The organism is Micromonospora sp. HB375, assembly GCF_017872985.1.
Lineage (GTDB): Bacteria > Actinomycetota > Actinomycetes > Mycobacteriales > Micromonosporaceae > Micromonospora > Micromonospora chalcea.
In genome coordinates this window covers 2,432,290-2,454,443 of sequence record NZ_JAGGJO010000001.1, presented here as the reverse complement: position 1 = coordinate 2,454,443, position 22,154 = coordinate 2,432,290, and the positions used below count along the sequence as shown (strand labels likewise).

Below are 22,154 nucleotides of genomic sequence, written 5' to 3'. Positions count from 1 at the left end.
CCCATGCTGTTCCGGTCGGCCGGGACGAGCAAGGACATTCGTCGCGACATGTCGGAGATCCGTCAAATGGCGGCAAGCGGCTCGACACCGGCGGGGAGCTGGTCGGCGGCGGTGGCATCGTGGACGTACTCCAGGAGGATGCGGCGCAGCTCGCGCCCGGCATGGGTGGGGACCACGTCGCGGCGGCGGGCCACCGCGATGGTCCGGCGGACTCCGGGCGGCACGAGCCGGGTGACCCGGATGCCGGCGCGGCGGGCCACCACGATGCCCGGCACCAGCGCGACGCCGAGCCCGGCCTCGACGAAGCTGAGCACCGCGTCCATCTCTCCGCCGTCGACGGACAGGGTCGGCTCGAACCCGGCCGCCCGGCACGCCTGGAGCGTGGCGTCGCGCAGGTCGTAGCCCTCGCGGAACATGACCAGCGGCTGGTCGCGCAGGTCGGTGATGCGCAGCTCCCCGGCTTCCGAGGCGCCCGGCAGCGGGTCGACCGAGGCGACCACCAGGCTCTCGCGCAGGATCGGGTCGGCGCGCAGCCCCGGGTCGGTGCCGGCCGACGGCATGATGATCAGGGCGAGGTCGAGGTCGCCGCGGAGCAGGTCCCGGACGAGGTCCTGCGAGCCGCCCTCCTCCACGCGCAGGTCGATCGTGGGGTGCGCGTCGCGGAACCGGCGCAGCACCGGCGGGGCGAGCGAGGTGGCCAGGCTGGGCGTGGCGCCGAGCCGGACCCGACCCCGGCGCAGCCCCACCAGTTCCTGCACCTCGCGGGTGGCGGTCTCCACGTCGGCGAGGATCCGCTTGGCCAGCGGCAGCAGCACCTCGCCGGCCGCGGTGAGGGTGATGTTGCCCCTTACCCGTTCGAACAGCGGGGCCCCCAGGTCGGCCTCCAGCGCGTGAATTTGCTTACTCAACGAGGGCTGGGTTATGCCGACAAGATCGGCCGCCTGGGTGAAATGTCGTACTTCGGCGACCGCCACGAAGTACCGAAGCTGATGGAGCTGCATCTACATAGCCTACGGCTATCAACGCTGCGATTTCGATGCATTGGACGCCTGATCGAAGTGCTCCTAGCGTCGTTCGCGTGGTAATCACGAAAACTCGGTCGCCCATCCGCTCCAATGTCGGCCTCAAGGCCGTCATGGCGGTGACGGGCATCATTCTGGTGCTGTTCCTGATCGCGCACATGCTCGGCAACCTGAAGATCTTCACGGGCGAGACCTCGTTCGACCACTACGCGCACTGGCTGCGCGACATCGGCACGCCACTGCTGCCGACGACGTGGTTCCTGTGGATCCAGCGCACCGTGCTCACCGTCGCCGTGCTGGGGCACATCGGCGCGGCCACGCTGCTCGCGATGCGGTCCCGGGCCGCCCGCCCGGTGCGGTACGCGCACCGCCGCAAGATCCACGTGAACTACGCGGCCCGCACGATGCGCTGGGGTGGTGTGATCATCCTGCTCTTCGTGATCTACCACATCCTCGACCTGACCACGGGTCACCTGAACCCGCAGGGCGACCCGGCCAACCCGTACGGCAACGTCGTCGCCGACTTCGCGCCGGAGCGGTGGTACGTCACGCTCTTCTACACCCTCGCGCTGGTGACCCTCGGCTTCCACCTGCGCCACGGCGCGTTCAGCGCGTTCCGCAGCCTCGGCCAGCAGACCCCGAAGGGCGAGCGCCGGGCCAGGATCGCCGCGCTCGTCTTCGCCGTCGCCCTCGTCGGCGGCTACCTGCTGGTCCCGTTCGCCGTGATCACCGGATTGGTGTCCTGACATGGATCTGTACCGCGAAGGCGACCCGATCGCCGACACCCGGGCCCCGGACGGCCCGATCGAGACGCGGTGGGAGCGCCACCGCTTCGAGATGAAGCTGGTCAACCCGGCCAACCGCCGCAAGATGACGGTGATCGTGGTCGGCACCGGCCTGGCCGGCGGTTCCGCCGCCGCCACGCTGGCCGAGCAGGGCTACCAGGTGCGGTCCTACTGCTACCAGGACAGCCCGCGCCGGGCCCACTCGATCGCCGCGCAGGGCGGCATCAACGCCGCCAAGAACTACCGCAACGACGGCGACTCGGTGCACCGCCTCTTCTACGACACGGTCAAGGGCGGCGACTTCCGCTCCCGCGAGTCGAACGTGCACCGGCTGGCCGAGGTGTCGGTCAACATCATCGACCAGTGCGTGGCCCAGGGCGTGCCGTTCGCCCGCGAGTACGGCGGCCTGCTGGACACCCGCTCCTTCGGCGGCGCGCAGGTGCAGCGCACCTTCTACGCCCGGGGCCAGACGGGCCAGCAGCTGCTGCTCGGCGCGTACCAGGCGCTGGAGCGGCAGATCGGCCTGGGCAACGTGGAGATGAACGCCCGCCACGAGATGCTCGAACTGGTGATCGTCGACGGCCGGGCGCGCGGCATCGTGGTCCGCGACATGGTCACCGGCGAGATCAGCACCGAGATGGCCGACGCGGTGGTGCTCGCCACCGGCGGCTACGGCAACGTCTTCTACCTCTCCACGAACGCCAAGGGCTGCAACGTCACCGCCTCCTGGCGGGCGCACCGCAAGGGCGCGTACTTCGCCAACCCCTGCTACACGCAGATCCACCCGACCTGCATCCCGGTCTCCGGCGACCACCAGTCGAAGCTGACCCTGATGAGCGAGTCGCTGCGCAACGACGGCCGGGTGTGGGTGCCCAAGGCCAAGGGCGACCAGCGCAGCCCGCGGGAGATCCCCGAGGACGAGCGGGACTACTACCTGGAGCGGATCTACCCGTCCTTCGGCAACCTGGTCCCCCGCGACATCGCCTCCCGCGCCGCGAAGAACGTCTGTGACGAGGGACGCGGCGTCGGCCCGACCGGCCTCGGCGTCTACCTCGACTTCGCCGACGCGATCAACCGGCTCGGCCGCAAGGCCATCGAGGCCAAGTACGGCAACCTCTTCGAGATGTACGAGCGGATCACCGGCGAGGACCCGTACGAGGTCCCGATGCGGATCTACCCCGCCGTGCACTACACGATGGGTGGCCTCTGGGTCGACTACGACCTGCAGTCGAGCATCCCCGGCCTGTTCGTGATCGGTGAGGCCAACTTCTCCGACCACGGCGCGAACCGGCTCGGCGCCTCGGCGCTGATGCAGGGCCTCGCGGACGGCTACTTCGTGCTGCCGAACACGCTCGCCAACTACCTGGCCTCCTCCGGCCCGCTGGACAAGGTCGACGCGAGCCACCCCGAGGCGGTCGCGGCGCGTACCGACGTCGAGGACCGGATCAAGCGGCTGCTCGCGATCAACGGCGACCGCACCGTGGACTCGTTCCACCGTGAGCTGGGCCAGATCATGTGGGAGCACTGCGGCATGGAGCGCTCCGAGGCCGGGCTGCGCAAGGCGATCGACGAGATCCGCGCGCTGCGCGAGCAGTTCTGGCAGCGGGTGCGCGTGCCGGGCGACGGCGAGGGGCTCAACCAGTCGCTGGAGAAGGCCGGCCGGGTGGCCGACTTCTTCGAGCTGGCCGAGCTGATGTGCATCGACGCGCTGCACCGCGAGGAGTCCTGCGGCGGTCACTTCCGGGCCGAGCACCAGACGCCCGACGGCGAGGCGCAGCGCGACGACGACCGGTTCGCGTACGTGGCGGCCTGGGAGTACACCGGCACCGGTGAGCCCGTGCTGCACAAGGAAGACCTGACCTTCGAATACGTCCACCCCACGCAGCGGAGCTACAAGTGAACCTGACCCTGCGCATCTGGCGCCAGCACGGCCCCGAGGACAAGGGTCGGATGGTGACCTACCCGGTGCAGGACGTGTCCCCGGACATGTCCTTCCTGGAGATGCTCGACGTGCTCAACGAGCGGCTGATCCTCGACGGCGAGGAACCGGTCGCGTTCGACCACGACTGCCGCGAGGGCATCTGCGGCATGTGCAGCCTCATGATCAACGGTGAGGCGCACGGCCCGCAGCGCGGCACCACCGCCTGCCAGCTGCACATGCGGCAGTTCTCCGACGGCGACACGATCGACATCGAGCCGTGGCGGGCCCGGGCCTTCCCGGTCGTCAAGGACCTGGTGGTCAACCGCAACGCGTTCGACCAGATCATCGCCGCCGGCGGCTACGTCACCGCGCCGACCGGCAGCGCACCGGAGGCGCACTCGGTGCCGGTGCCGAAGGCCGACGCCGACGCCGCGTTCGAGTCGGCCGCCTGCATCGGCTGCGGCGCCTGCGTGGCGGCCTGCCCGAACGGCTCCGGCATGCTGTTCACCGCCGCGAAGATCACCCAGCTCTCGCTGCTGCCGCAGGGCCAGCCGGAGCGCTACACCCGGGTGATCGGCATGGTGGACGCGCACGACGAGGCCGGCTTCGGCGGCTGCACGAACATCGGCGAGTGCGCGGCGGCCTGCCCGAAGGGCATCCCGCTGAACACCATCGGCCGGCTCAACCGGGACTACCTGAAGGCGACCGCCAAGCGCGCCGGCTCCTGACCGGACACGGCACGACCCACGCGACCGCCGCACCCGCATCCAGGGGTGCGGCGGTCGCGCTCGTACGGGGGCCGCCGCCGATTCAAGCCGCCTCTCGCGGGTAGCAGTCCGATGGACGGCACCGGAGAGGGGACATACAGGCATGAAGGCACTGACCTGGCACGGCAAGCGGGACGTTCGCGTCGAGGACGTCCCGGACCCCCGGATCGAGGAGCCGACCGACGCGATCGTCCGGATCACCTCGACCGCCATCTGCGGTTCCGACCTGCACCTGTACGAGGTGCTCGGGCCGTACCTGAAGCCCGGCGACGTCCTCGGGCACGAGCCGATGGGCATCGTCGAGGAGGTCGGGCCCGGGGTGACCCGGCTCAAGAAGGGCGACCGGGTGGTCGTCCCGTTCAACATCTCCTGCGGCTCGTGCTGGATGTGCGAGCGGCAGCTCTACGCCCAGTGCGAGACCACGCAGGTCAAGAGCCAGGGCAAGGGCGCGTCCCTGTTCGGCTACACCTCGCTGTACGGCTCGATCCCCGGCGGCCAGGCCGAGTACCTGCGCGTGCCGCAGGCCCAGTTCGGCCCGATCACGATCCCGGACACCGGCCCGGACGAGCGCTGGCTCTACCTCTCCGACATCCTGCCCACCGCCTGGCAGGCGGTGAAGTACGCGGACGTCCCGCCCGGCGGCACGCTCGCCGTGTTCGGGCTCGGCCCGGTCGGGCAGTTCAGCGCCCGGATCGGCCGCCACCTCGGCGCGGGCCGGGTGATCGGGCTGGACCTGGTCCCCGAGCGGCTGGAGATGGCCCGCCGGCACGGCATCGAGGTGCTCGACGTCAGCCAGCTCGACGACGTGCCCGGCACGCTCATCGACCTGGTCGACGGGCGCGGCCCGGACGCGGTGATCGACGCGGTCGGCATGGAGGCGCACGGCGCGCCGCTGGGCAAGATGGCCCAGACCGCCGCCGGGCTGCTGCCGGACAAGCTGGCCCAGGCGATGACCGACAAGGCCGGCGTGGACCGGCTCGTGGTGCTGCACGCCGCGCTCAAGGCGGTACGGCGCGGCGGCACCGTGTCGATCTCCGGCGTGTACGGCGGCGAGCAGGACCCGATGCCGCTGATGGAGATGTTCGACAGGGGCATCCAGCTGCGCATGGGCCAGTGCCACGTACGCCGCTGGGTCGACGAGATCATCCCGCTGCTGGAGCGCGACGACGACCCGCTGGGCGTCGAGGACCTGCGGACCCACCGGCTGCCGCTGACCGACGCGCCGCGGGCGTACGAGATGTTCCAGAAGAAGGAGGACGGCTGCGTCAAGGTCGTGCTCGCGCCGTGACCCGGACGGTGGTCGTCACCGGCGCGACCAGCGGGATCGGCCGGGCGACCGCCCTGGAGCTGGCGGGCCGCGGGGACCGGCTGGTCCTCGCGGCCCGCTCCCCCGCCACGCTCGACGAGGTGCGCGACGAGTGCCGGGCCGCGGGCGCGCGGGCGATCGCCGTACCGATGGACGTGACCGAGCCCGGCGCGGTGGCCGCGCTGGCCGACGCGGCGCAGGCCGAGTACGGCCGCGTCGACGCCTGGGTGCACACCGCCGCGGTGATGTCCTACGGCCGTTTCGACGAGACGCCGGTCGAGGTGTTCGAGCAGGTGGTCCGCACCGACCTGCTGGCCGCCGCGGCGGTGGCCCGGGAGGCGCTGCTCCGGTTCCGGGCCGGCGGCGGCACGCTCGTGCTCACCGGCTCGGTGCTCGGGCACATCACCGCGCCCTACATGAGCGGCTACGTGGCCGCCAAGTGGGGCCTGCAAGGGCTGGCCCGCACGCTCCAGCAGGAGGCACGGGAGACGCCGGGCGTCGCGATCTGCCTGGTCAACCCGGGCAGCGTGGACACACCCGTCTACCGGCAGGCGGCCAACTACCTCGGCCGGGTCGGCCGTCCGCCGCCGCCGATCGCCTCGCCCGAACGGGTGGCGCGGGCCATCGCGCACTGTCTCGACCGGCCGCGCCGCGAGGTGTCGGTGGGGCGGCTCAACGTGGTCATGCGCTTCGGCTTCACCGCCCTGCCCGGGGTGTACGACGCGCTGGTCGGACCGCTGATGCGCCGGGCCGGGCTGACCCGGCAGCCGATCGCCGCCCACCGGGGCATCGTGTTCACGCCGAACCCGGCCGGTGAGGCGGTCCGGGGCGGGTGGCTGCCGGAGGTGTCCCAGGTGGTCCGGGCCGTGGGCGGACGCGCGGCGACTGTGGCGTCCGCGGTACGCCGCCGGCTGCCCTGACCGTGGCGTGGGTGGCCGGCGTGCGGGCGGACCGGGACGACTGTGGTTACCGTGTACGGCGGGACACGGCGGAGGGACGAGTATGCGGGAAGCAACGGGGCAGGAGCCGGACCGGACGCGCGGCGGGCGGGTGTGGACGCTCGCCGGGCTGGCCGCCGTCGCCGGGCTGGCCTGGGCGGCGCGGGACGTACCGGCGCAGCTCGGCGGACGGCTCACCGGCGCCCGGGCGGAACGGGCGGCCCGGTCACCGCGCTTCCGCGACGGCACCTTCCACAACCCGGCCGGCGCCAGCGCCACGATGGTCGCCGACCCGGGCCGCAACCTGCTCCGGGAGCTGGTCTTCGGCAAGCAGAAGCGGCGGCCGGGCAGCCCGGTGCCGCTGCTGCGCCCCGGCGCCGCGCCGGCCGCCGACCCGGCCCGCGAGCTGAACGTCGTCTGGTACGGCCACGCCTCCACGCTCGTCGAGATCGAGGGGCAGCGGGTGCTGCTCGACCCGGTGTGGAGCGACAGGTGCTCCCCGTCCGGGCTGGTCGGCCCGCGGCGCATCCACGAGCCGCCGGTCCGCCTCACCGACCTGCCCCCGCTCGACGCGGTGCTGATCTCACACGACCACTACGATCACCTCGACATGGAGACCGTCCGCACGCTGGCCGATCTCCAGTCCGCACCGTTCGTGGTGCCGCTCGGCGTCGGCGCCCACCTGGCCCGCTGGGGCGTACCCGAGCACCGGATCGTCGAGCTGGACTGGTCGGAGAGCCACCGGGCCGGCGGGCTTACGCTCACCGCCACCGCCGCGCAGCACTTCTCCGGGCGCGGACTGCGCCGCGACGGCACGCTGTGGAGCTCCTGGACGATCACCGGTACGCACCGGAAGGTCTTCTACACCGGCGACTCCGGCTACTTCGACGGATACGCCGCGATCGGCGCCGAGCACGGCCCGTTCGACGTGACGCTGATGCAGATCGGCGCGTACGACAGGGCGTGGCCGCACATCCACATGTTCCCGGAGGAGGCGGTCGCCGCCCACCTCGACGTACGCGGCGGACTGCTGGTGCCGGTGCACTGGGGCACGTTCAACCTGGCCCTGCACGACTGGTCCGAGCCGGTGGACCGGCTCTGGGCCGAGGCGAAGGCGCGCGACGTGCGGCTCGCAGTGCCGCGCCCCGGTGAGCGGGTGGTCGTGGACGAGCCGCCGGCGGTCGACGGCTGGTGGCAGTCGGTCGCCTGAGCCACGCCGAAAAATTCGGACAAGGCAATCTTCTGCGCATATTTGCGTACTCTGTTCGCTGACGAGTCAGCGGCCGGAGGACAGCATGCAGGTTCGCCTCTCCCCAGGCGTGGAAGAGCCCCGCACACCCACACCGCAGGCAGGCGTCGCCGCCACCGTCAAACGGGGTGTCGACGTCGTCGTCTCGGCGACCGCCCTGCTGGTGACGGCACCGATCCTGGCCGCGGTGGCGGTCGCGGTGCTGCTCGGCATGGGCCGCCCGGTCCTCTTCCGCCAGCAGCGCATCGGCCGGTACGGCGGGGAGTTCACCATCCTGAAGTTCCGGTCCATGGCGGGCGGCGGCGACGGCTTCTCCCCCGGCGACGACCAGGCACGGCTGACGCCCCTGGGGCGTTGGCTGCGGGCCACCAGCCTGGACGAGTTGCCCAGCCTCTGGAACATCCTGCGCGGCGACATGAGCCTGGTCGGCCCGCGCCCGTTCCCGACCAGCTACCGCGACCTCTACACGCCGGAGCAGTTCCGCCGGCACGACGTCCGGCCCGGCCTCACCGGGCTCGCGCAGGTCAACGGCCGCAACGAACTGGGCTGGGCGGAGCGTTTCGCCTACGACCTGCGCTACGTGGAGCACTGGAGCCTGCGGCTGGACGCCCGCATCCTGGCCCGGACCGCAGTCGCGGTGCTGCGGCGGCAGGGCATCAGCGCGCCCGGCGCCGCCACCGCGCACGAGTTCCGTGGCACCGCCGCGGAGGATCCGGTGGCGGCGACAGCGGGAAGCGGGTCCCGGTGACCCTCGACCTCGTCGTCGTCGGGTGCGGCGGCCACGGCCGGGAGATCGCCCAGATCGTGGCGGCGGTCAACGAGTCCGCCGCTCGACCGCCGTGGCGGCTGGCCGGCTTCGTCGACGACAACCCGTCCGAGCGGAACCGCAAACGCGCCGAGTCGTGTGGCGCGCCGTACCTGGGGACCGTGGCGGCGCTCGGGCAACTACCACCGCAGACCCACGTCGTCCTCGGCCTGGGCGACCCACGTGTCCGGCAGAAGGTGGGCGCGCGGGTCGACACGTACGGCAGGCCGGCGGCGAGTCTCGTCCACCCGGACGCCACCGTCGGCCCGGACCTGGTGTCGGCCGAGGGCCTGGTGGTGTTCGCCGGTGGCCGGATCACCACCAACGTCACCGCCGGGCGGCACCTGCACGTCAACCAGAACGCCACACTCGCGCACGACTGCGTGGTCGGCGACTACGTCTCCCTGCACCCGCTCGCGGCCGTGTCGGGCGACTGCCGCCTCGACACCGCCGCGCTGATCGGAGCGGGCGCGGTGGTGCTCCCCGGCCTGCGGGTCGGCGCCGGTGCGACGGTCGGCGCCGGCGCGTGCGTGGTGCGCGACGTGCCGCCGGAGATCGTGGTCAAGGGAGTACCGGCCCGCTGAGCGGTCCTCAGAGCACGAAGGCGTCGGTCCAGAGCGCGCCGGAACGGCCCGACAGCGCGTCCAGCATGGCCACCGCCTGACCGTCGGTGAGCTGCGCGACGAAGTCGACGATCGCCCGGCCCCGGGCCCGGCCGATCCGGTCCGGGGTACGCGGGTGCAGCTCCGCCTCGGCTAGCTCCACCAGGTCGTGCAGCCGTCGCGGCAGCCGGGACTCCTCGTCCGGGTCCAGCAGCCACTCCCAGAGCGCCTCCACCAGCGTGCCCAGCAGCCGGGCCTGGCCGCGCTGGTGCAGCGCCAGGTCCGGGCGGGCCAGCACGAACCGGTGGTGCACGAACTTGAGCACCTGCACCTCGTGCCACTGCGCCTTGGCCAGCAGCACGTACCCGGAGCGGACGTGCGGGTCCGGGGTCACCGTGATGGCGTCCACGAAGCGGGTGGACCAGCGGGCGGAGAACCGGGCGACGTACTGCTCCGCCTCGATCGAGCCGTCGAACGGCAGCGCCAGCAGCCCCTCCACCAGCTCCTCGCGGACGTGTTCGACTGCGGCGGCGAACGCCTCGTCGTCGGCGATCCAGCCGTCTTTGCGGTGCAGTTGCCGGCGCAGCCGCTCGATCGCCGCGCCGGGGCGCCGGCCCGCCGCATCCAGCGCGGACGCGGTGATCGACCGCAGGTGCCCGCACTCGCGCTGCCAGGCCATCAGCTCGGCCGCCACCGCGCCCTGCTGGAGCACCCCGACGCGGTAGAAGTCCTCCACGTCGTGGATCGCGTACGCGATGTCGTCGGCGGTGTCCATCACCGACGCCTCGGGCGTCTGCTGCCAGTCCGGGATGCGGCCGGCGAACGGCTCCCGCGCCTGACGCAGGTCGTCCAGCTCGGTGCGATAAGCGCCGAACTTCACCGACCCGCTCTCCGGGTCCTCCGGCGGGGCCGCCGCGCCGCGGGGCGCCGGGTCGAGGTGCCGGGGGTGCGGGTCGGGATGGTCCAGCCGGGTCCACGGGTACTTCAGCATGGCGGCCCGGACCGCCGCGGTCAGGTCCAGCCCGGTGGTCGCCGCGCCGCGGATCTCGGTGCTGGTGACGATCCGGTACGACTGGGCGTTGCCCTCGAAGCCGTCGGCCAGCCCGAGCCGCTGCCGGGCCAGCCGGTCCAGCACCCGCTCCCCCAGGTGCCCGAACGGCGGGTGGCCGAGGTCGTGCGCGAGCGCGGCGGCCTCCACCACCTCCGGGTCGCAGCCGCCGAGCTTGTCCAGCAGGTCCCGGTACGCCGGGTCGGCCATGAGCCGCTCGGCGATCGCCCGGGCCACCTGGGCGACCTTCAGGCTGTGGGTGAGCCGGTTGTGCACCAGAAGCCCCGACCCGCCGGGACTGATCACCTGGGTGACACCGTTCAGCCGGGCGAAGAACGGCGAGCCGACGATCCGGTCCCGGTCGGCCCGGAACGGGCCGGCCGCCAGGTCGCCGAGCGCCCGGGCGCTGCCCCCGAAGAGCCGCCGGGCCCGCGGATCCGCAGGTGCCTCCATGATCGCCACGCTAGCGCAGCGACTCGCCCGGCGCGCCGCGACCTGTGTCTAGGGCAGCGGGGGCGCGTCCCCCAGCACCAGCCCGGGGGCCGCCGGCAGCCAGTAGCCCAGGTAGGTGCCGGCGGTGACCTGGTAGCTCAGGCGGCCGTTCACCCAGGCACTGGCCCCCATCGGCGCGCCCGAGGTGCGCGGGAAGGTGACGGTCTTGGACCCGACCACCTGCCACCTGCTGTCGTAGGCGTATCCGGTGTAGGTGCCGGGCTCCACGGTCAGCAACCGGGTGGGCGCGTACGTGTGCTGGACGAACTTCCCGGCGAGCCACCGGTTCGCGGCGTCCTCCGCGACGAACATGCCGGCGAACACGCCGTTGGCCATGCGGTAGTAGACGCCCCGGCCGGTCACCCGGACGCGCTGGTCGGCGGTGGCGGTGGAGAAGCGGATCAGATTGATCGACTTCTGCGCGACGATCCGGCCGGCCGCATCGAACTGGTAGGCGACGTGGGAGCCGGGACCGAACCACACGATGCCGTCGACCGGTGGGTACGGATAGTCGGCGCGCAGCACGTCGGCGTACGCGGCGAACACGCCGGCATGGGTCAGCTGGTGCAGCGAGAGCATCTGCTGGGTGTGCACCTGGTGGTAGCTCGGGTAGGAACGCGCGCAGCCGACCGAGTACCGGCTGGCCCACTGCGGGATGCGCAATATGGCCGGCACGTACCGCCGCACCGTCGTGGCCGTCCCGTCCATCAGGCTCACCGCCCGGCTGTCCCGGGTGATCCGCCAGTAGTCGTACACGCCGTAGAACGCGTAGATCATGCCGTTGAGGACCCGTTCCCCGCGCACCCCCGGGCTGTCCGGGTATTCCTCCAGCCACAGGTAGCCGTCCGCGTCGGTCCAGCTGACCCAGGGCACGCCGAGCTGCGGTTCGAGCGTGAGGCTGAGGAACGTGCGGTCCGCCGCCGTACGCCACGTGGCGTCGCCGGTCACCTCGTACAGCCGGACGAACAGGCTGAGCAGCTCCCCCTGCGCCATGGCGCTGTACCAGGGCGCCTGGAGCACCAGCCCGGTGCACCGGGGCAGGTCGAAGGGGTACGAGTACCACCACGCCCCGCGGGACTCCACCTTGCGGTCCAGGTTCCGCCGGGCCTGCGCGATCGCCCGGTCCAGGAAGAAGCGGTCACCGGTGACCTGGTAGGCGTTGAGGTTGTCCAGCCCCCAGTCGGCCTGGACCACCGGGTGGTCGTAGAGGACGCCCTGCCAGTTGAAGAGCCGCACCCCGGAGGCGTCGTGCGCCAGCGGGTCGGTCCGCGGGACTGTCATCTGCCGCGAGGTCGGTGAGACCGAGCCGGGCAGCAGGCGCGGCAGGTAGCCGTCCCGGGCGTACGCGCTGAGCGTCGCGCTCCGCTCGGGGAGGGCGGCCGCCGCGCCGGTCACCGGCGTCCCCGCCAGGCCGAGGGCGAGCACCGCGGCCACCGGCGCGCGCCAGGACAGGCGGATCCTCATGGGACCTCCAAGGTCGGGATTGTGCCTCCCATCCCAGCAACCTCTTGTCGCTTTTGCCACCCTCGTTTCATCATGCGTGGAATAGACGCACATAACATGAATACTTCTGACTGTCAGGGATCCTCCGCCGGACGCGGACGGGCGCGGACGCCGGCGTCGCACCGGGACGGCAGAATGCACGGGAACCCACCCGAGAAGGCGGATCAGATCGTGACCCAGTCAGTGCACCAGCGGATCGCCGAGGAACTCGGCGTCGCCGAACGTCAGGTGCGGGCAGCAGTCGAGCTGCTCGACGGCGGCGCCACAGTGCCGTTCATCGCCCGCTACCGCAAGGAGGCCACCGGCCTGCTCGACGACGCGCAGCTGCGCACACTGGAGGAGCGCCTGCGCTACCTGCGCGAGCTGGACGAGCGGCGCGCGGCGGTGCTGGAGTCGATCCGCAGCCAGGGCAAGCTCGACGAGGCGCTGGAGGCGCAGATCCTCGCCGCCGACTCGAAGTCGCGCCTGGAGGACATCTACCTGCCCTACAAGCCGAAGCGGCGCACCCGCGCGCAGATCGCCCGCGAGGCCGGGCTGGAGCCGCTCGCGGACACGCTGCTCGCCGACCCGGCGCAGGACCCGAAGGCGGTAGCCGCCGGGTTCGCCGACCCGGACAAGGGCGTCGCGGACGCCGCCGCCGCGCTGGACGGCGCGCGGGCCATCCTGATCGAGCGCTTCGCCGAGGACGCCGACCTGATCGGCACGCTGCGCGAGCAGATGTGGTCGCGGGGCCGGCTGGTCTCCCGGGTACGCGAGGGTCAGGAAACCGCCGGGGCGAAGTTCGCCGACTACTTCGACTTCGCCGAGCCGTACCCGAAGCTGCCCTCGCACCGCATCCTCGCCATGTTCCGGGGCGAGAAGGAGGGCGTGCTGGAGCTGACCATGGATCCGGAGGCCGACGGGGACGCCGACGCGAACCCGGGCCCCAGCCGGTACGAGGCCGCCGTGGCGGGACGCTTCGGCGTCAGCGACCAGGGACGGCCCGCCGACAAGTGGCTGGCCGACACGGTGCGCTGGGCCTGGCGTACCCGGATCCTCATCCACCTCGGCGCGGACCTGCGGATGCGGCTGTGGCAGGCGGCCGAGGAGGAGGCCGTGCGGGTCTTCGCCACCAACCTGCGTGACCTGCTGCTGGCGGCGCCGGCCGGCGCGCGTCCCACCATGGGTCTGGACCCGGGCCTGCGCACCGGTGTGAAGGTGGCGGTGGTCGACGCCACCGGCAAGGTGGTCGCCACCGACACGATCTACCCGCACGAGCCGCGCCGGCAGTGGGACGCCTCGCTGCACACGCTCGCCACGCTCGCCGCCGCGCACGGCGTCGAGCTGGTCGCGATCGGCAACGGCACCGCCAGCCGGGAGACCGACAAGCTCGCCGCCGACCTGATCAAGCAGCACCCGGAGCTGAAGCTGACCAAGGTGGTGGTCTCCGAGGCGGGCGCGTCGGTCTACTCCGCCTCCGCGTACGCCTCGCAGGAGCTGCCCGGTCTGGACGTCTCGCTGCGCGGCGCGGTGTCGATCGCCCGCCGCCTCCAGGACCCGCTGGCCGAGCTGGTGAAGATCGACCCGCGGTCGATCGGCGTCGGGCAGTACCAGCACGACCTGTCCGAGGTGAAGCTGTCCCGCTCGCTCGACGCGGTGGTCGAGGACTGCGTCAACGCCGTCGGCGTGGACGTCAACACCGCCTCCGCGCCACTGCTCACCCGGGTCTCCGGCATCGGCGCCGGGCTGGCCGAGAACATCGTGCTGCACCGCGACGCCAACGGGCCGTTCCGCACCCGCGCCGAGTTGAAGAAGGTGCCCCGGCTCGGGCCGAAGGCGTTCGAACAGTGCGCGGGCTTCCTGCGCATCCCCGGCGGCGACGACCCGCTGGACTCCTCCAGCGTGCACCCCGAGGCGTACCCGGTGGTGCGTCGCATCCTCTCCTCCACCGGGCAGGACCTGCGCGCGCTGATCGGGAAGTCGGCGATCCTGCGCGGCCTGCGCGCGACCGACTTCGTCGACGACACGTTCGGCCTGCCCACCGTCACCGACATCCTGGCCGAGCTGGAGAAGCCGGGCCGCGACCCGCGCCCCGAGTTCCGCACCGCCACGTTCGTCGAGGGCGTGGAGAAGATCAGCGACCTGACGCCGGGCATGGTGCTCGAGGGCGTGGTCACGAACGTGGCCGCGTTCGGCGCGTTCGTCGACGTGGGCGTGCACCAGGACGGTCTGGTGCACGTCTCTGCCATGTCGCACACGTTCGTCAAGGACCCGCGCGACGTGGTGAAGTCCGGCGACGTGGTGAAGGTCCGGGTGCTCGACGTGGACGTGCCGCGCAAGCGGATCTCGCTGACGCTGCGGCTGGACGACGAGGCGCCGGCCGGCGGCGGGCGCCCGGCGGGCGGCGACGGCCGACGGGACCGGGGCGGTCAGGGCGGCGGGCCACGCGGCGGCGGCCAGGGACGCATCGGCGGCCAGCAGAACGGGCAGCGCGGTGGTGGCCAGCAGGGCGGCCAGCGCGGCGGCTCGGGCGGCGGGCAGAGCGGAGGCGGCCAACGCGGCGGCTCGGGCGGCGGCGGGCAACGCGGTGGCGGGCAGGGCGGCGGGTCGCGCGGTGGCCAGCAGCAGCGGCCCGGGCGCGGTGGCGGCGCCCCGCTCAACGACGCCATGGCGGAGGCGCTGCGCCGCGCCGGCCTGGCCTGACACGTCCCGCTGCCGGGCCGAGGTCACGAACGCCTCAGCCCGGCAGCCCCGCCGGGGAACAGCGACGCGCCGGCCCGTGTCGCGGTCAGGCGCCCCGGCAGGGCGACGGCCGCGGGGACGGGCCGAGGCACCGGCATCACACCCTTGATCAACACAATCTCGCCGAGGTGGTGGCATCAGAGGCTCCGCGACACCACCACTTCGGCGAGCTGGAGTTGATCACACCGGGCAGCGCGCCGGGATAGGGACGGGTCGCGCCTGCCGGAGCCGCGAACACCACTCACCAGGCGCGTTGTTGACCAAGGAGTTCGTGGCCTGTTCGGGGCGTTCGACTGACACAAACCCCTTGATCACCGCAGCCTCGGCGGTGCGCGCGCCGGGCCCGACGGCCTGTGCGCCGGGCGGGGCCGGTTCCGCGTACCCTCGCGGTCGTGGGCGGTGAGGACGACGAGCGGTGGCGGGAGCGGCGACGCCACGCGGTGCGGGCGCACGCGGAGGCCGCCGCCCGCGAACGCGAGGCCGAGCAGGCGGAGGCCGCGGAGCTGGTGGCCCGGTTCGCCGCCGAGGCGCTGCGGCGCGGGCTGCGCGCCGGCCGGCTGACCGCGACCGGGCACGACGGGCGCGGTCGCTACCGCACGCGGATCACCGGCTGGTACGTGGACCGGGCGCACAGCCGCGCGGTGGACACCGACGGGCGTTTCTACCTGCTCACCGTGCCGCCGGGCCTGCGGGCGCGGCTGCTCGGGGCGGACCCGCCGCCCAGCGTGCCGCCGCTCGTGGTCGGCCGAGGCGGCCGGGACGGCGAGTCGGTGCCGCTGGCGACCCTGCTCAGCCGTCGTCTCGACGCGGGCGACGACTGGCGCTGACCGGGGCCGGACGCCGGTCTGCCCGCTGCCGGGGCACCGCGTGCGCGGCCCGCCGGGCGACGTGCCGCCACCAGCACAGCTGGACCACGAGCGTGAGCAGCCCGGCGAGCACGATCGCGGCCAGGTTGATCACCAGTTGGAGGGCGGAGCCGACGGCCTCGTGCCACACACCGTACGCGGACGCGACGGCCACGTTCGCCGCCGCCGGCACGGTGGTCACCGAGATCAGCACACCCACGAGCGAGCCGGACTTCTTCGAGGTCAGTGACAGCATGCCGGCCACGCCGGCGAGCAGGCCCACCACCCAGGACAACGCGTCCGGCCGCCAGATGAAGTCGGTCATCGGCCGTTCCGCCAGCAGCATGTCCCGGCCGACCAGGCCGGCCGCGGTGAGCGCCCAGGTGCTCAGCACGGTGGCCGCCATGGCGACGAGGAAACCGACCGTCAGCGCCTTGACCGAGCGGCCGACCACGCGCGGCTGACGTCGCAGCAGCGCCACGCAGAGCGCGGCGAGCGGGCCGAACTCCGGGCCGACCACCATCGCGCCGACGATCAGGATGGGCTGGTCCAGCAGCACGCCGATCCCGGCGATCATGGTGGCCACCACGATCAGGGCGAGGAACGTGCCGGTGAGCACCGTCTGCTCGCCGGTCTTCGCGGCGATCTCGTCCCACACCACGGCGTCCTCCCCGTGGCCGGGGGCTTCTTCGGCGGCCCGGTCGGCCGCCTCGGACAGGGTCAGCTCGACGTCGTCGGCGGCGATCGCCCCGCGCGCCTCGACGCCGAGTTCCTGGAGCCGGCTCAGTACGCCGTCGGCGCTCTCCCGGACCACGTCGCAGGTGACGTAGTCACCCGCGGGCTGGCGGGCGGCGCCGGGCAGCACCACGAGGTGCGTGACGCCGGGGTCGGCGGCCAGCAGCTCCACGACCGCCGACGACTGGTCGCGCGGCGCGATCACCCTCAGGTGCAGCACTCGGGACTCCCGGATCGTTGATTCCTGGCGGGCCGCCGAACTCTACTCGTTCCCGGGCTCAGCGGTTCCCGGCTCGACGGCGTCGCGCGGCACGATCGTGTGCTTTTCGGCACGAACACGGCGTACGCCATCACTCCTTGCCGGTTGTCCCGTTTTACCGTCCGTGACCCTTCGCTGCCACGACCGTGATCCCGCTGCGGGGACGGAGGCTCGATGACCGGCCGGATCTACCTTTCTCCGCCCGATGTCGGGCCCCTGGAGGAGTCCTACGTGCTCCGCGCGATCCGCTCCGGTTGGGTCGCGCCGCTCGGCCCCGAGGTGGAGGCGTTCGAGCGGGAGGTCGCGGACCGCGTCGGGACGGCCGGCGCGCTGGCCCTGAACTCCGGCACGTCCGCGCTGCACCTCGCCCTGCTCGCCCTGGGGGCCGGGCCGGGAAGCGTGGTGGTAGCGCCGACGATGACGTTCGCGGCCACCGCCAACGCCGCGGTCTACACCGGCGCCGAACCCGTCTTCGTCGACTGCGACCCGGCGACCGGAAACATGGACGTGGCAGCGCTCGCCGAGATGCTCGGCGTGCTGCGCCGATCCGGCGAGAAGGTCGCCGCGGTACTGATCGCGGACATGTTCGGCACCTGCGCCGACTACGACGCGCTGCTGCCGGTGTGCGAGGCGGCGGGCGTACCGGTGGTCGAGGATGCCGCGCAGGCGCTCGGCGCGACCTACCGCGGGCGTCCGGCCGCCTCCTTCGGGCGGCTCAGCGCGCTGTCGTTCAACGGCAACAAGATCATCACAACGTCCGGTGGGGGCATGCTGCTCTCCGACGACGAGGCGTTGCTGGCCCGCTGCCGGCACCTGGCCACCCAGGCGCGCGAGCCCGTGCCGCACTACGAGCACGTCGACGTGGGCTACAACTACCGGCTCAGCAATCTGCTCGCCGCCCTCGGCCGCGCCCAGCTGCACCGGCTGGACGGGATGATGCGCCGGCGCCGCCTGGTGCGCGAACGGTACGCCAAGCTGTTCTCCGGCGTGCCCGGGGTCCGCCTGCTCGGGGACGGGGACGAAGGCTCGAACTGCTGGCTGACCAGCATCGTGGTCGACCCCGAACGGACCGGGTGGTCGGCGGCGCAACTCGGGGCCCACCTGGCCGCGCGGGACATCGAGACCCGGCACGTGTGGAAGCCGATGCACCGGCAGCCGGTCTTCTCCGGATGCCGGTCGGTTGTGACGGGCGCCTCGGACCGCCTGTTCGCCCAGGGCCTCACGCTACCCAGCGGCTCCGTCCTGGACGACGGCCGTCTGGCGCGGGTCATCGGCGCCGTCGAGCAGTTCCTGGACGCCCGGTGACGGCCGGCGCGGGCACGCGCCCGCTGCGGATCGCCGTCCTGCTCAAGACCGACCAGGGTGGACTCTGGATCGTCCCGCAGGTGGAGGAACTCCGCCGCCGCGGGCACGAGGTCGTGGCGATCCTGCCGCGCGAGACCGGGCGGCTCACGGGGGAGCTGCGGCGGCGAGGTGTCGAGGTGCACGACTCGCCGTTCGACTTCCGCTTCCGGCCGCGCCCGTCGACGCTGCGGGACCTGTGGCGGCTGCGCCGCCTGATCGGCCGGATCCGCCCGGACGTCCTGAAGTACCACCTGTACGCGTCAGCGCTCGCCGCCCGCTTCGCGAGCCTACGCATGCCGCTGCGGCGGGTGCACATGGTGGCCGGGCCGCTGTACCTGGAGTCTCCGCTGATCAAGCTGGTCGAGCGGGTGTTGTGGCGGCTCGACCACGTCACCATCTGCGGCACCGGCCACACCTCCGGCCTCTACGGCGCGCTCGGATGTCCCGCGCCCCGGCGCCCGGTGGTCACCTACGGCGCCCGGACCGCGCACTTCGCCGACCTGGAGGGCTCGACCGGCCGGCGAGAGGTACGGGCGAAGGCGCGCGCCGAACTCGGCATCGAGGAGGACGCATTCGTCGTCATCATGGTCGCCTACGTCTATCCACCCCGGAAGCTGGTCCACCAGGGCCGCGGCATCAAGGGACACGACGTGCTGCTGGCGGCGTGGCGCGAGTTCCGCGCCGCCCACCCGGACGCCCGGCTGCTCCTGGTGGGCGCCGGTTTCTCGGCGGCCGGCGAGGCGCACCGCCGCGAGTTGATCGGGCGTTTCGGGGTCGATCGCGATCCGAGCGTGACGTGGTTGACGTCGGTGTCGGACGTCCGGGCCTGCTACCGCGCCGCCGACGTGAGCGTCAGTCCCTCGCTGTCCGAGGGACACGGCGCCGCCTGTGAGGCGGGAGCCACCGGGGTGCCCAGCATCGTCAGCGACGCCGGCGGTCTGCCCGAGACGGTCGACGAGACGACCGGCTGGGTGGTGCCGCGCAACGACGTGGCCGCGCTGGTCGCCGGACTGGAGCAGGCCCACCGGGAGTTCACCGACGGACGGCTCCGCCTGCGCGGTGAGCGGGCCCAGCAGTTCGCCCTGCGGCACTTCGACAACCAGGTGGCGGCCGCCGACGTCGCCGACGTGGTGGAGGCCGTCTGCCGCACCGGTGGGAGATCCTGATGCGGGTCGTGGTGACGTCCGAGTCGCGCTTCACCCGGACTCCCGACGGCGCGGTGTGGGTCGAGGCCGGGCCGGACAACTCGATCTGGCGACGCTACCTGGTCGCCTTCGACCGGGTGCGCGTCGCCGCCCGGGTCCGGGACGTCGACCGACGGCCGGAGGCCGCGGCCCGGGTCGACGGGGACGGCGTCGAGGTGTGGGCGTTGCCGTACTACGTCGGGCCCCGGGGTTACCTGCTCGGGCGGCGGGCGATCGCCGCGGCGGTGAGCGCCGCTGCGGAACCAGCGGACGCCGTGGTGCTCCGGGTACCGTCACCGATCGGCTCACTGCTGGCCCGGGCGCGTAGCCGGGCGCGGCTCCCGTACGCGCTCGAAGTGATCGGCGATCCGTACGACGTGCTCGCCCCGGGAGTCGTCCGGCATCCGCTGCGGCCGCTGCTGCGCACGCTGTCCACCCGGACGCTGCGCGGGCAGTGCCGCGAGGCCGCCGCGGTGGCGTACGAGACGGAACGGCGCCTGCAACGCCGGTATCCCACGTTGCCGACCACGCCCACGGCCGGCATCTCCAGCGTCGACCTGCCGCCGGCGGCGTTCGTGCCGCGGGCCCGGCCGGTCCGGCGGCTCCCGGACGAGGCGACAGTGGTTTCCGTCGGCTCGCTCGAACAGCTCTACAAGGGGATCGACACGCTCGTCTCCGCGTTGGCGCTGATGCCCGCCGACGGTCCCCGGGCTCGGCTCGTGCATGTCGGCGTGGGCGCCTACCGCCCCCACCTGGAGCGGTTGGCCGACCGGTCGGGAGTGGCCGACCGGGTGAGGTTCACCGGTCCGCTGCCCGACGCCGACGCGGTCCGCCGCCAACTGGACGCGGCCGACCTGTTCGTGATGCCGTCCCGCACCGAGGGCCTGCCCCGGGCGCTCATCGAGGCGATGGCCCGGGCGCTCCCGGCGATCGGTTCGACCGCCGGGGGCATCCCGGAGTTGCTCGATCCGGAGTGCCTGGTTCCACCCGACGACCCGGCCGCTCTGGCCGGCGCCGTCACCGCGATGCTGGCCGACCCGCGCCGGCTCGCGGACGCCTCGGCCCGCAACCTGCGCCGGGCCCACGACTTCTCCGCCGAGACGCTGGACGCCCGCCGGGCGTCGTTCTACCGGACCGTCGCCGAGACCGCCGCCGGCCGGGTGGGCGGGCGGGTACCGGCCCCGCTTCCGTCCCGGCGCTGACGTCCGGTGCCCCGCGCCTGATGATGCGGGGCGCCGGACGTCAGCGGACGGGACGACGAGCAGGCTCGCCCGGTCCGGCGGCGTCCCGGAGGATGTCGAGGTAGCGGCCGAGCTGATCCTCCCGGAACAGTCCGTCCAGCGCGGTGGCCGGCACGGCCGGCACCCGCCCGGTCCGCTCCTTCACGGCCAGCCACTCCCGCAACTGGGACGCGATCGCGGCCGGTTCGTTCGCCACGACGCCCGCGCCGCGTTCGCGCAGCAGGCGTGCGGCCACGCCGTTCTCGTAACCGAGCAGCAGGACGGGGCGGCGGGCCTGGAGATAGTCGAAGATCTTGCCGGTCATCGTGCCGGCGTCCCGCGGATCGTTCCACATGAGCAGGACCAGCGCGTCCGCGTCGGCCTGGATCCGCCACGACTTCTCCGGCGAGACCGGGCCGAGCAGCGTGACGGAGTCGGCCACGCCGGCCCGCTCTGCGGCGGCGCGGGTGATGCCGTGGTCCTCCCCCGCGAAGATCACATGCACCCGAGCGGCGTCCGCGCCGAGCAGGGCGATCGCGTCGACGAGCGGGCCCGGGTCACGCCTGCCCGGATAGATGTAACCGGTGTGTGCGAGCGTCAGAGTGGCCGCCGACGCATCGACGCCGGCGGGAGTCGCGGCGGACTCCGCCGGCACCGGCCGACGGTCGATGCCGTTCATCACCACATGCGTCCGCACCCCGAACGTGTGGTGGATCGTGTCGGCCAGCGGCTCCGAGACCGTCACGCACGCCGCGACCGTCCGCAGCACTCGCCGCTCCAGCCTCTTGTCGACCGCTCGGCGTAGCGCTGTCCGGACCCAGTGGTCGTTGCCGACCGACCACAGATCCCGGTAGTCCGCGACCCAGGGCGCCCGGAACCGCCGGGCGAGCGTCGCGGCCACCACGAACCCGGAGAAGGGCGGGCCGGACGCCAGGATGACGTCCGGGCGCCAGCCCGCGGCGGCCCGGTCGAAGGTGCGCGCCGGTGGACGGATCCAGTTGAGCTGCGGGTCCGGCAGCAACAGCTCCATGCCGACCTTCACCAGGAGGCGATCTGCGCCGGCGCGGATCCGCCGGAGCCGGGATGGCGACGCTGTTCCGCCGACGGTCACCGCACCGCCCCCGCCTCGGCCGGGCCGTGGCAGCCGTGGTGACGGCGCGACCCGGATCAGGCGTTCCTCGGGCACCGGGACGGGAACCGTGCCCTGGTTCGCCCCGACCGCTGTCAGTACCCGGACGTCCCACCCCTGTCGTGCCGCGAACGCCGCGAGGGCCGCGGGACGACGGGCGCCGACGGTCTCCGCCGGTGGGAAGTGGTACGAGACGATCAGCAGGCGCGGTGCCGGCTCCGGATGCAGGTCGTTCGTCATGCAGGGATAAACGATTTCTTCCCGGACAAGAAATGATGA

Annotated in this window: 18 protein-coding genes; 13 read left to right on the top strand and 5 right to left on the bottom strand. The window is 73.0% G+C overall.

Annotated features, from left to right (window positions below; genetic code table 11):
• Window positions 1-62: 62 nt before the first annotated feature.
• On the bottom strand, window positions 63-1,001 hold the full coding sequence (locus tag J3R08_RS11405; RefSeq protein ID WP_043325079.1) for a LysR family transcriptional regulator: 939 nt from the start codon (window positions 999-1,001) through the stop codon (window positions 63-65).
• A gap of 35 nt (window positions 1,002-1,036) precedes the next feature.
• Between J3R08_RS11405 and J3R08_RS11400 the strand changes: the two genes are divergently transcribed.
• The 8 genes from J3R08_RS11400 (at window position 1,037) to J3R08_RS11365 (ending at window position 9,377) form a co-directional block, all read left to right on the top strand.
• On the top strand, window positions 1,037-1,768 hold the full coding sequence (locus J3R08_RS11400) for a succinate dehydrogenase cytochrome b subunit (protein ID WP_176722908.1): 732 nt from the start codon (window positions 1,037-1,039) through the stop codon (window positions 1,766-1,768).
• Window position 1,769: 1 nt separating this feature from the next.
• Window positions 1,770-3,707: a fumarate reductase/succinate dehydrogenase flavoprotein subunit gene (locus J3R08_RS11395; protein WP_043325081.1), complete on the top strand. Its 1,938-nt coding sequence runs from the start codon at window positions 1,770-1,772 to the stop codon at window positions 3,705-3,707.
• Window positions 3,704-4,456 (top strand): succinate dehydrogenase/fumarate reductase iron-sulfur subunit, encoded by a 753-nt coding sequence (locus tag J3R08_RS11390; RefSeq protein WP_030499798.1) that lies wholly within the window; start codon window positions 3,704-3,706, stop codon window positions 4,454-4,456. The genes J3R08_RS11395 and J3R08_RS11390 overlap by 4 nt, the downstream gene beginning before the upstream one ends.
• 142 nt (window positions 4,457-4,598) lie before the next feature.
• A complete protein-coding gene (locus J3R08_RS11385; protein ID WP_043325082.1) occupies window positions 4,599-5,783 on the top strand; it encodes a zinc-dependent alcohol dehydrogenase in 1,185 nt (394 codons plus the stop codon).
• Window positions 5,780-6,721, top strand: coding sequence for an SDR family NAD(P)-dependent oxidoreductase (locus tag J3R08_RS11380; RefSeq protein ID WP_209961082.1), 942 nt, complete (start codon window positions 5,780-5,782; stop codon window positions 6,719-6,721). The genes J3R08_RS11385 and J3R08_RS11380 overlap by 4 nt, the downstream gene beginning before the upstream one ends.
• 82 nt (window positions 6,722-6,803) lie before the next feature.
• On the top strand, window positions 6,804-7,949 hold the full coding sequence (locus tag J3R08_RS11375; protein ID WP_209961080.1) for an MBL fold metallo-hydrolase: 1,146 nt from the start codon (window positions 6,804-6,806) through the stop codon (window positions 7,947-7,949).
• An 85-nt stretch (window positions 7,950-8,034) separates the two neighbouring features.
• Window positions 8,035-8,736 (top strand): sugar transferase, encoded by a 702-nt coding sequence (locus J3R08_RS11370; RefSeq protein ID WP_205796923.1) that lies wholly within the window; start codon window positions 8,035-8,037, stop codon window positions 8,734-8,736.
• The gene (locus J3R08_RS11365; protein ID WP_064447495.1) at window positions 8,733-9,377 is read left to right on the top strand and encodes a NeuD/PglB/VioB family sugar acetyltransferase; all 645 of its coding nucleotides are present in this window, start codon (window positions 8,733-8,735) and stop codon (window positions 9,375-9,377) included. Before J3R08_RS11370 ends, J3R08_RS11365 begins: the two co-directional genes overlap by 4 nt.
• A 7-nt stretch (window positions 9,378-9,384) precedes the next feature.
• On the opposite strand, the gene J3R08_RS11360 is transcribed toward J3R08_RS11365, so the two are convergent.
• Window positions 9,385-10,896, bottom strand: coding sequence for a deoxyguanosinetriphosphate triphosphohydrolase family protein (locus J3R08_RS11360; protein ID WP_113973408.1), 1,512 nt, complete (start codon window positions 10,894-10,896; stop codon window positions 9,385-9,387).
• 48 nt (window positions 10,897-10,944) lie between these two features.
• Window positions 10,945-12,399: a D-glucuronyl C5-epimerase family protein gene (locus J3R08_RS11355; RefSeq protein ID WP_209961077.1), complete on the bottom strand. Its 1,455-nt coding sequence runs from the start codon at window positions 12,397-12,399 to the stop codon at window positions 10,945-10,947.
• A gap of 210 nt (window positions 12,400-12,609) precedes the next feature.
• Between J3R08_RS11355 and J3R08_RS11350 the strand changes: the two genes are divergently transcribed.
• Together J3R08_RS11350 and J3R08_RS11345 are read left to right on the top strand one after the other, a co-directional pair.
• Complete coding sequence (locus tag J3R08_RS11350) at window positions 12,610-15,120, top strand: Tex family protein (protein WP_209961075.1); 2,511 nt, start codon at window positions 12,610-12,612, stop codon at window positions 15,118-15,120.
• 431 nt (window positions 15,121-15,551) lie between these two features.
• Window positions 15,552-15,986: a hypothetical protein gene (locus J3R08_RS11345; protein WP_209961073.1), complete on the top strand. Its 435-nt coding sequence runs from the start codon at window positions 15,552-15,554 to the stop codon at window positions 15,984-15,986.
• On the opposite strand, the gene J3R08_RS11340 is transcribed toward J3R08_RS11345, so the two are convergent.
• Window positions 15,949-16,959, bottom strand: a complete 1,011-nt coding sequence (locus J3R08_RS11340) for a DUF389 domain-containing protein (RefSeq protein WP_209961071.1) — start codon at window positions 16,957-16,959, stop codon at window positions 15,949-15,951. The genes J3R08_RS11345 and J3R08_RS11340 overlap by 38 nt on opposite strands.
• Before the next feature lie 213 nt (window positions 16,960-17,172).
• On the opposite strand from J3R08_RS11340, the gene J3R08_RS11335 reads away from it, so the two are divergent.
• Genes J3R08_RS11335 through J3R08_RS11325 form a run of 3 tightly spaced genes read left to right on the top strand, consistent with a single transcriptional unit; the run spans window position 17,173 to window position 20,728 of the window.
• A complete protein-coding gene (locus tag J3R08_RS11335; RefSeq protein WP_209961069.1) occupies window positions 17,173-18,303 on the top strand; it encodes a DegT/DnrJ/EryC1/StrS aminotransferase family protein in 1,131 nt (376 codons plus the stop codon).
• Complete coding sequence (locus tag J3R08_RS11330; RefSeq protein ID WP_209961067.1) at window positions 18,300-19,508, top strand: glycosyltransferase family 4 protein; 1,209 nt, start codon at window positions 18,300-18,302, stop codon at window positions 19,506-19,508. Before J3R08_RS11335 ends, J3R08_RS11330 begins: the two co-directional genes overlap by 4 nt.
• On the top strand, window positions 19,508-20,728 hold the full coding sequence (locus tag J3R08_RS11325) for a glycosyltransferase (RefSeq protein WP_209961065.1): 1,221 nt from the start codon (window positions 19,508-19,510) through the stop codon (window positions 20,726-20,728). Before J3R08_RS11330 ends, J3R08_RS11325 begins: the two co-directional genes overlap by 1 nt.
• 40 nt (window positions 20,729-20,768) lie before the next feature.
• Here the strand turns inward: J3R08_RS11325 and J3R08_RS11320 are convergent, their stop codons facing one another.
• Window positions 20,769-22,115 carry a glycosyltransferase gene (locus J3R08_RS11320; RefSeq protein WP_209961063.1) on the bottom strand — a complete coding sequence of 449 codons (1,347 nt, stop codon included), beginning with the start codon at window positions 22,113-22,115 and terminating at the stop codon, window positions 20,769-20,771.
• Window positions 22,116-22,154: the final 39 nt, after the last annotated feature.

Coding starts and splice junctions, on each gene's coding strand:
- J3R08_RS11405 (WP_043325079.1), bottom strand. CDS start 1,001: ATGCAGCTCCATCAGCTTCGGTACTTCGTGGCGGTCGCCGAAGTACGA.
- J3R08_RS11400 (WP_176722908.1), top strand. CDS start 1,037: ATGCATTGGACGCCTGATCGAAGTGCTCCTAGCGTCGTTCGCGTGGTA.
- J3R08_RS11395 (WP_043325081.1), top strand. CDS start 1,770: ATGGATCTGTACCGCGAAGGCGACCCGATCGCCGACACCCGGGCCCCG.
- J3R08_RS11385 (WP_043325082.1), top strand. CDS start 4,599: ATGAAGGCACTGACCTGGCACGGCAAGCGGGACGTTCGCGTCGAGGAC.
- J3R08_RS11375 (WP_209961080.1), top strand. CDS start 6,804: ATGCGGGAAGCAACGGGGCAGGAGCCGGACCGGACGCGCGGCGGGCGG.
- J3R08_RS11370 (WP_205796923.1), top strand. CDS start 8,035: ATGCAGGTTCGCCTCTCCCCAGGCGTGGAAGAGCCCCGCACACCCACA.
- J3R08_RS11360 (WP_113973408.1), bottom strand. CDS start 10,896: ATGGAGGCACCTGCGGATCCGCGGGCCCGGCGGCTCTTCGGGGGCAGC.
- J3R08_RS11355 (WP_209961077.1), bottom strand. CDS start 12,399: ATGAGGATCCGCCTGTCCTGGCGCGCGCCGGTGGCCGCGGTGCTCGCC.
- J3R08_RS11335 (WP_209961069.1), top strand. CDS start 17,173: ATGACCGGCCGGATCTACCTTTCTCCGCCCGATGTCGGGCCCCTGGAG.
- J3R08_RS11325 (WP_209961065.1), top strand. CDS start 19,508: ATGCGGGTCGTGGTGACGTCCGAGTCGCGCTTCACCCGGACTCCCGAC.
- J3R08_RS11320 (WP_209961063.1), bottom strand. CDS start 22,115: ATGACGAACGACCTGCATCCGGAGCCGGCACCGCGCCTGCTGATCGTC.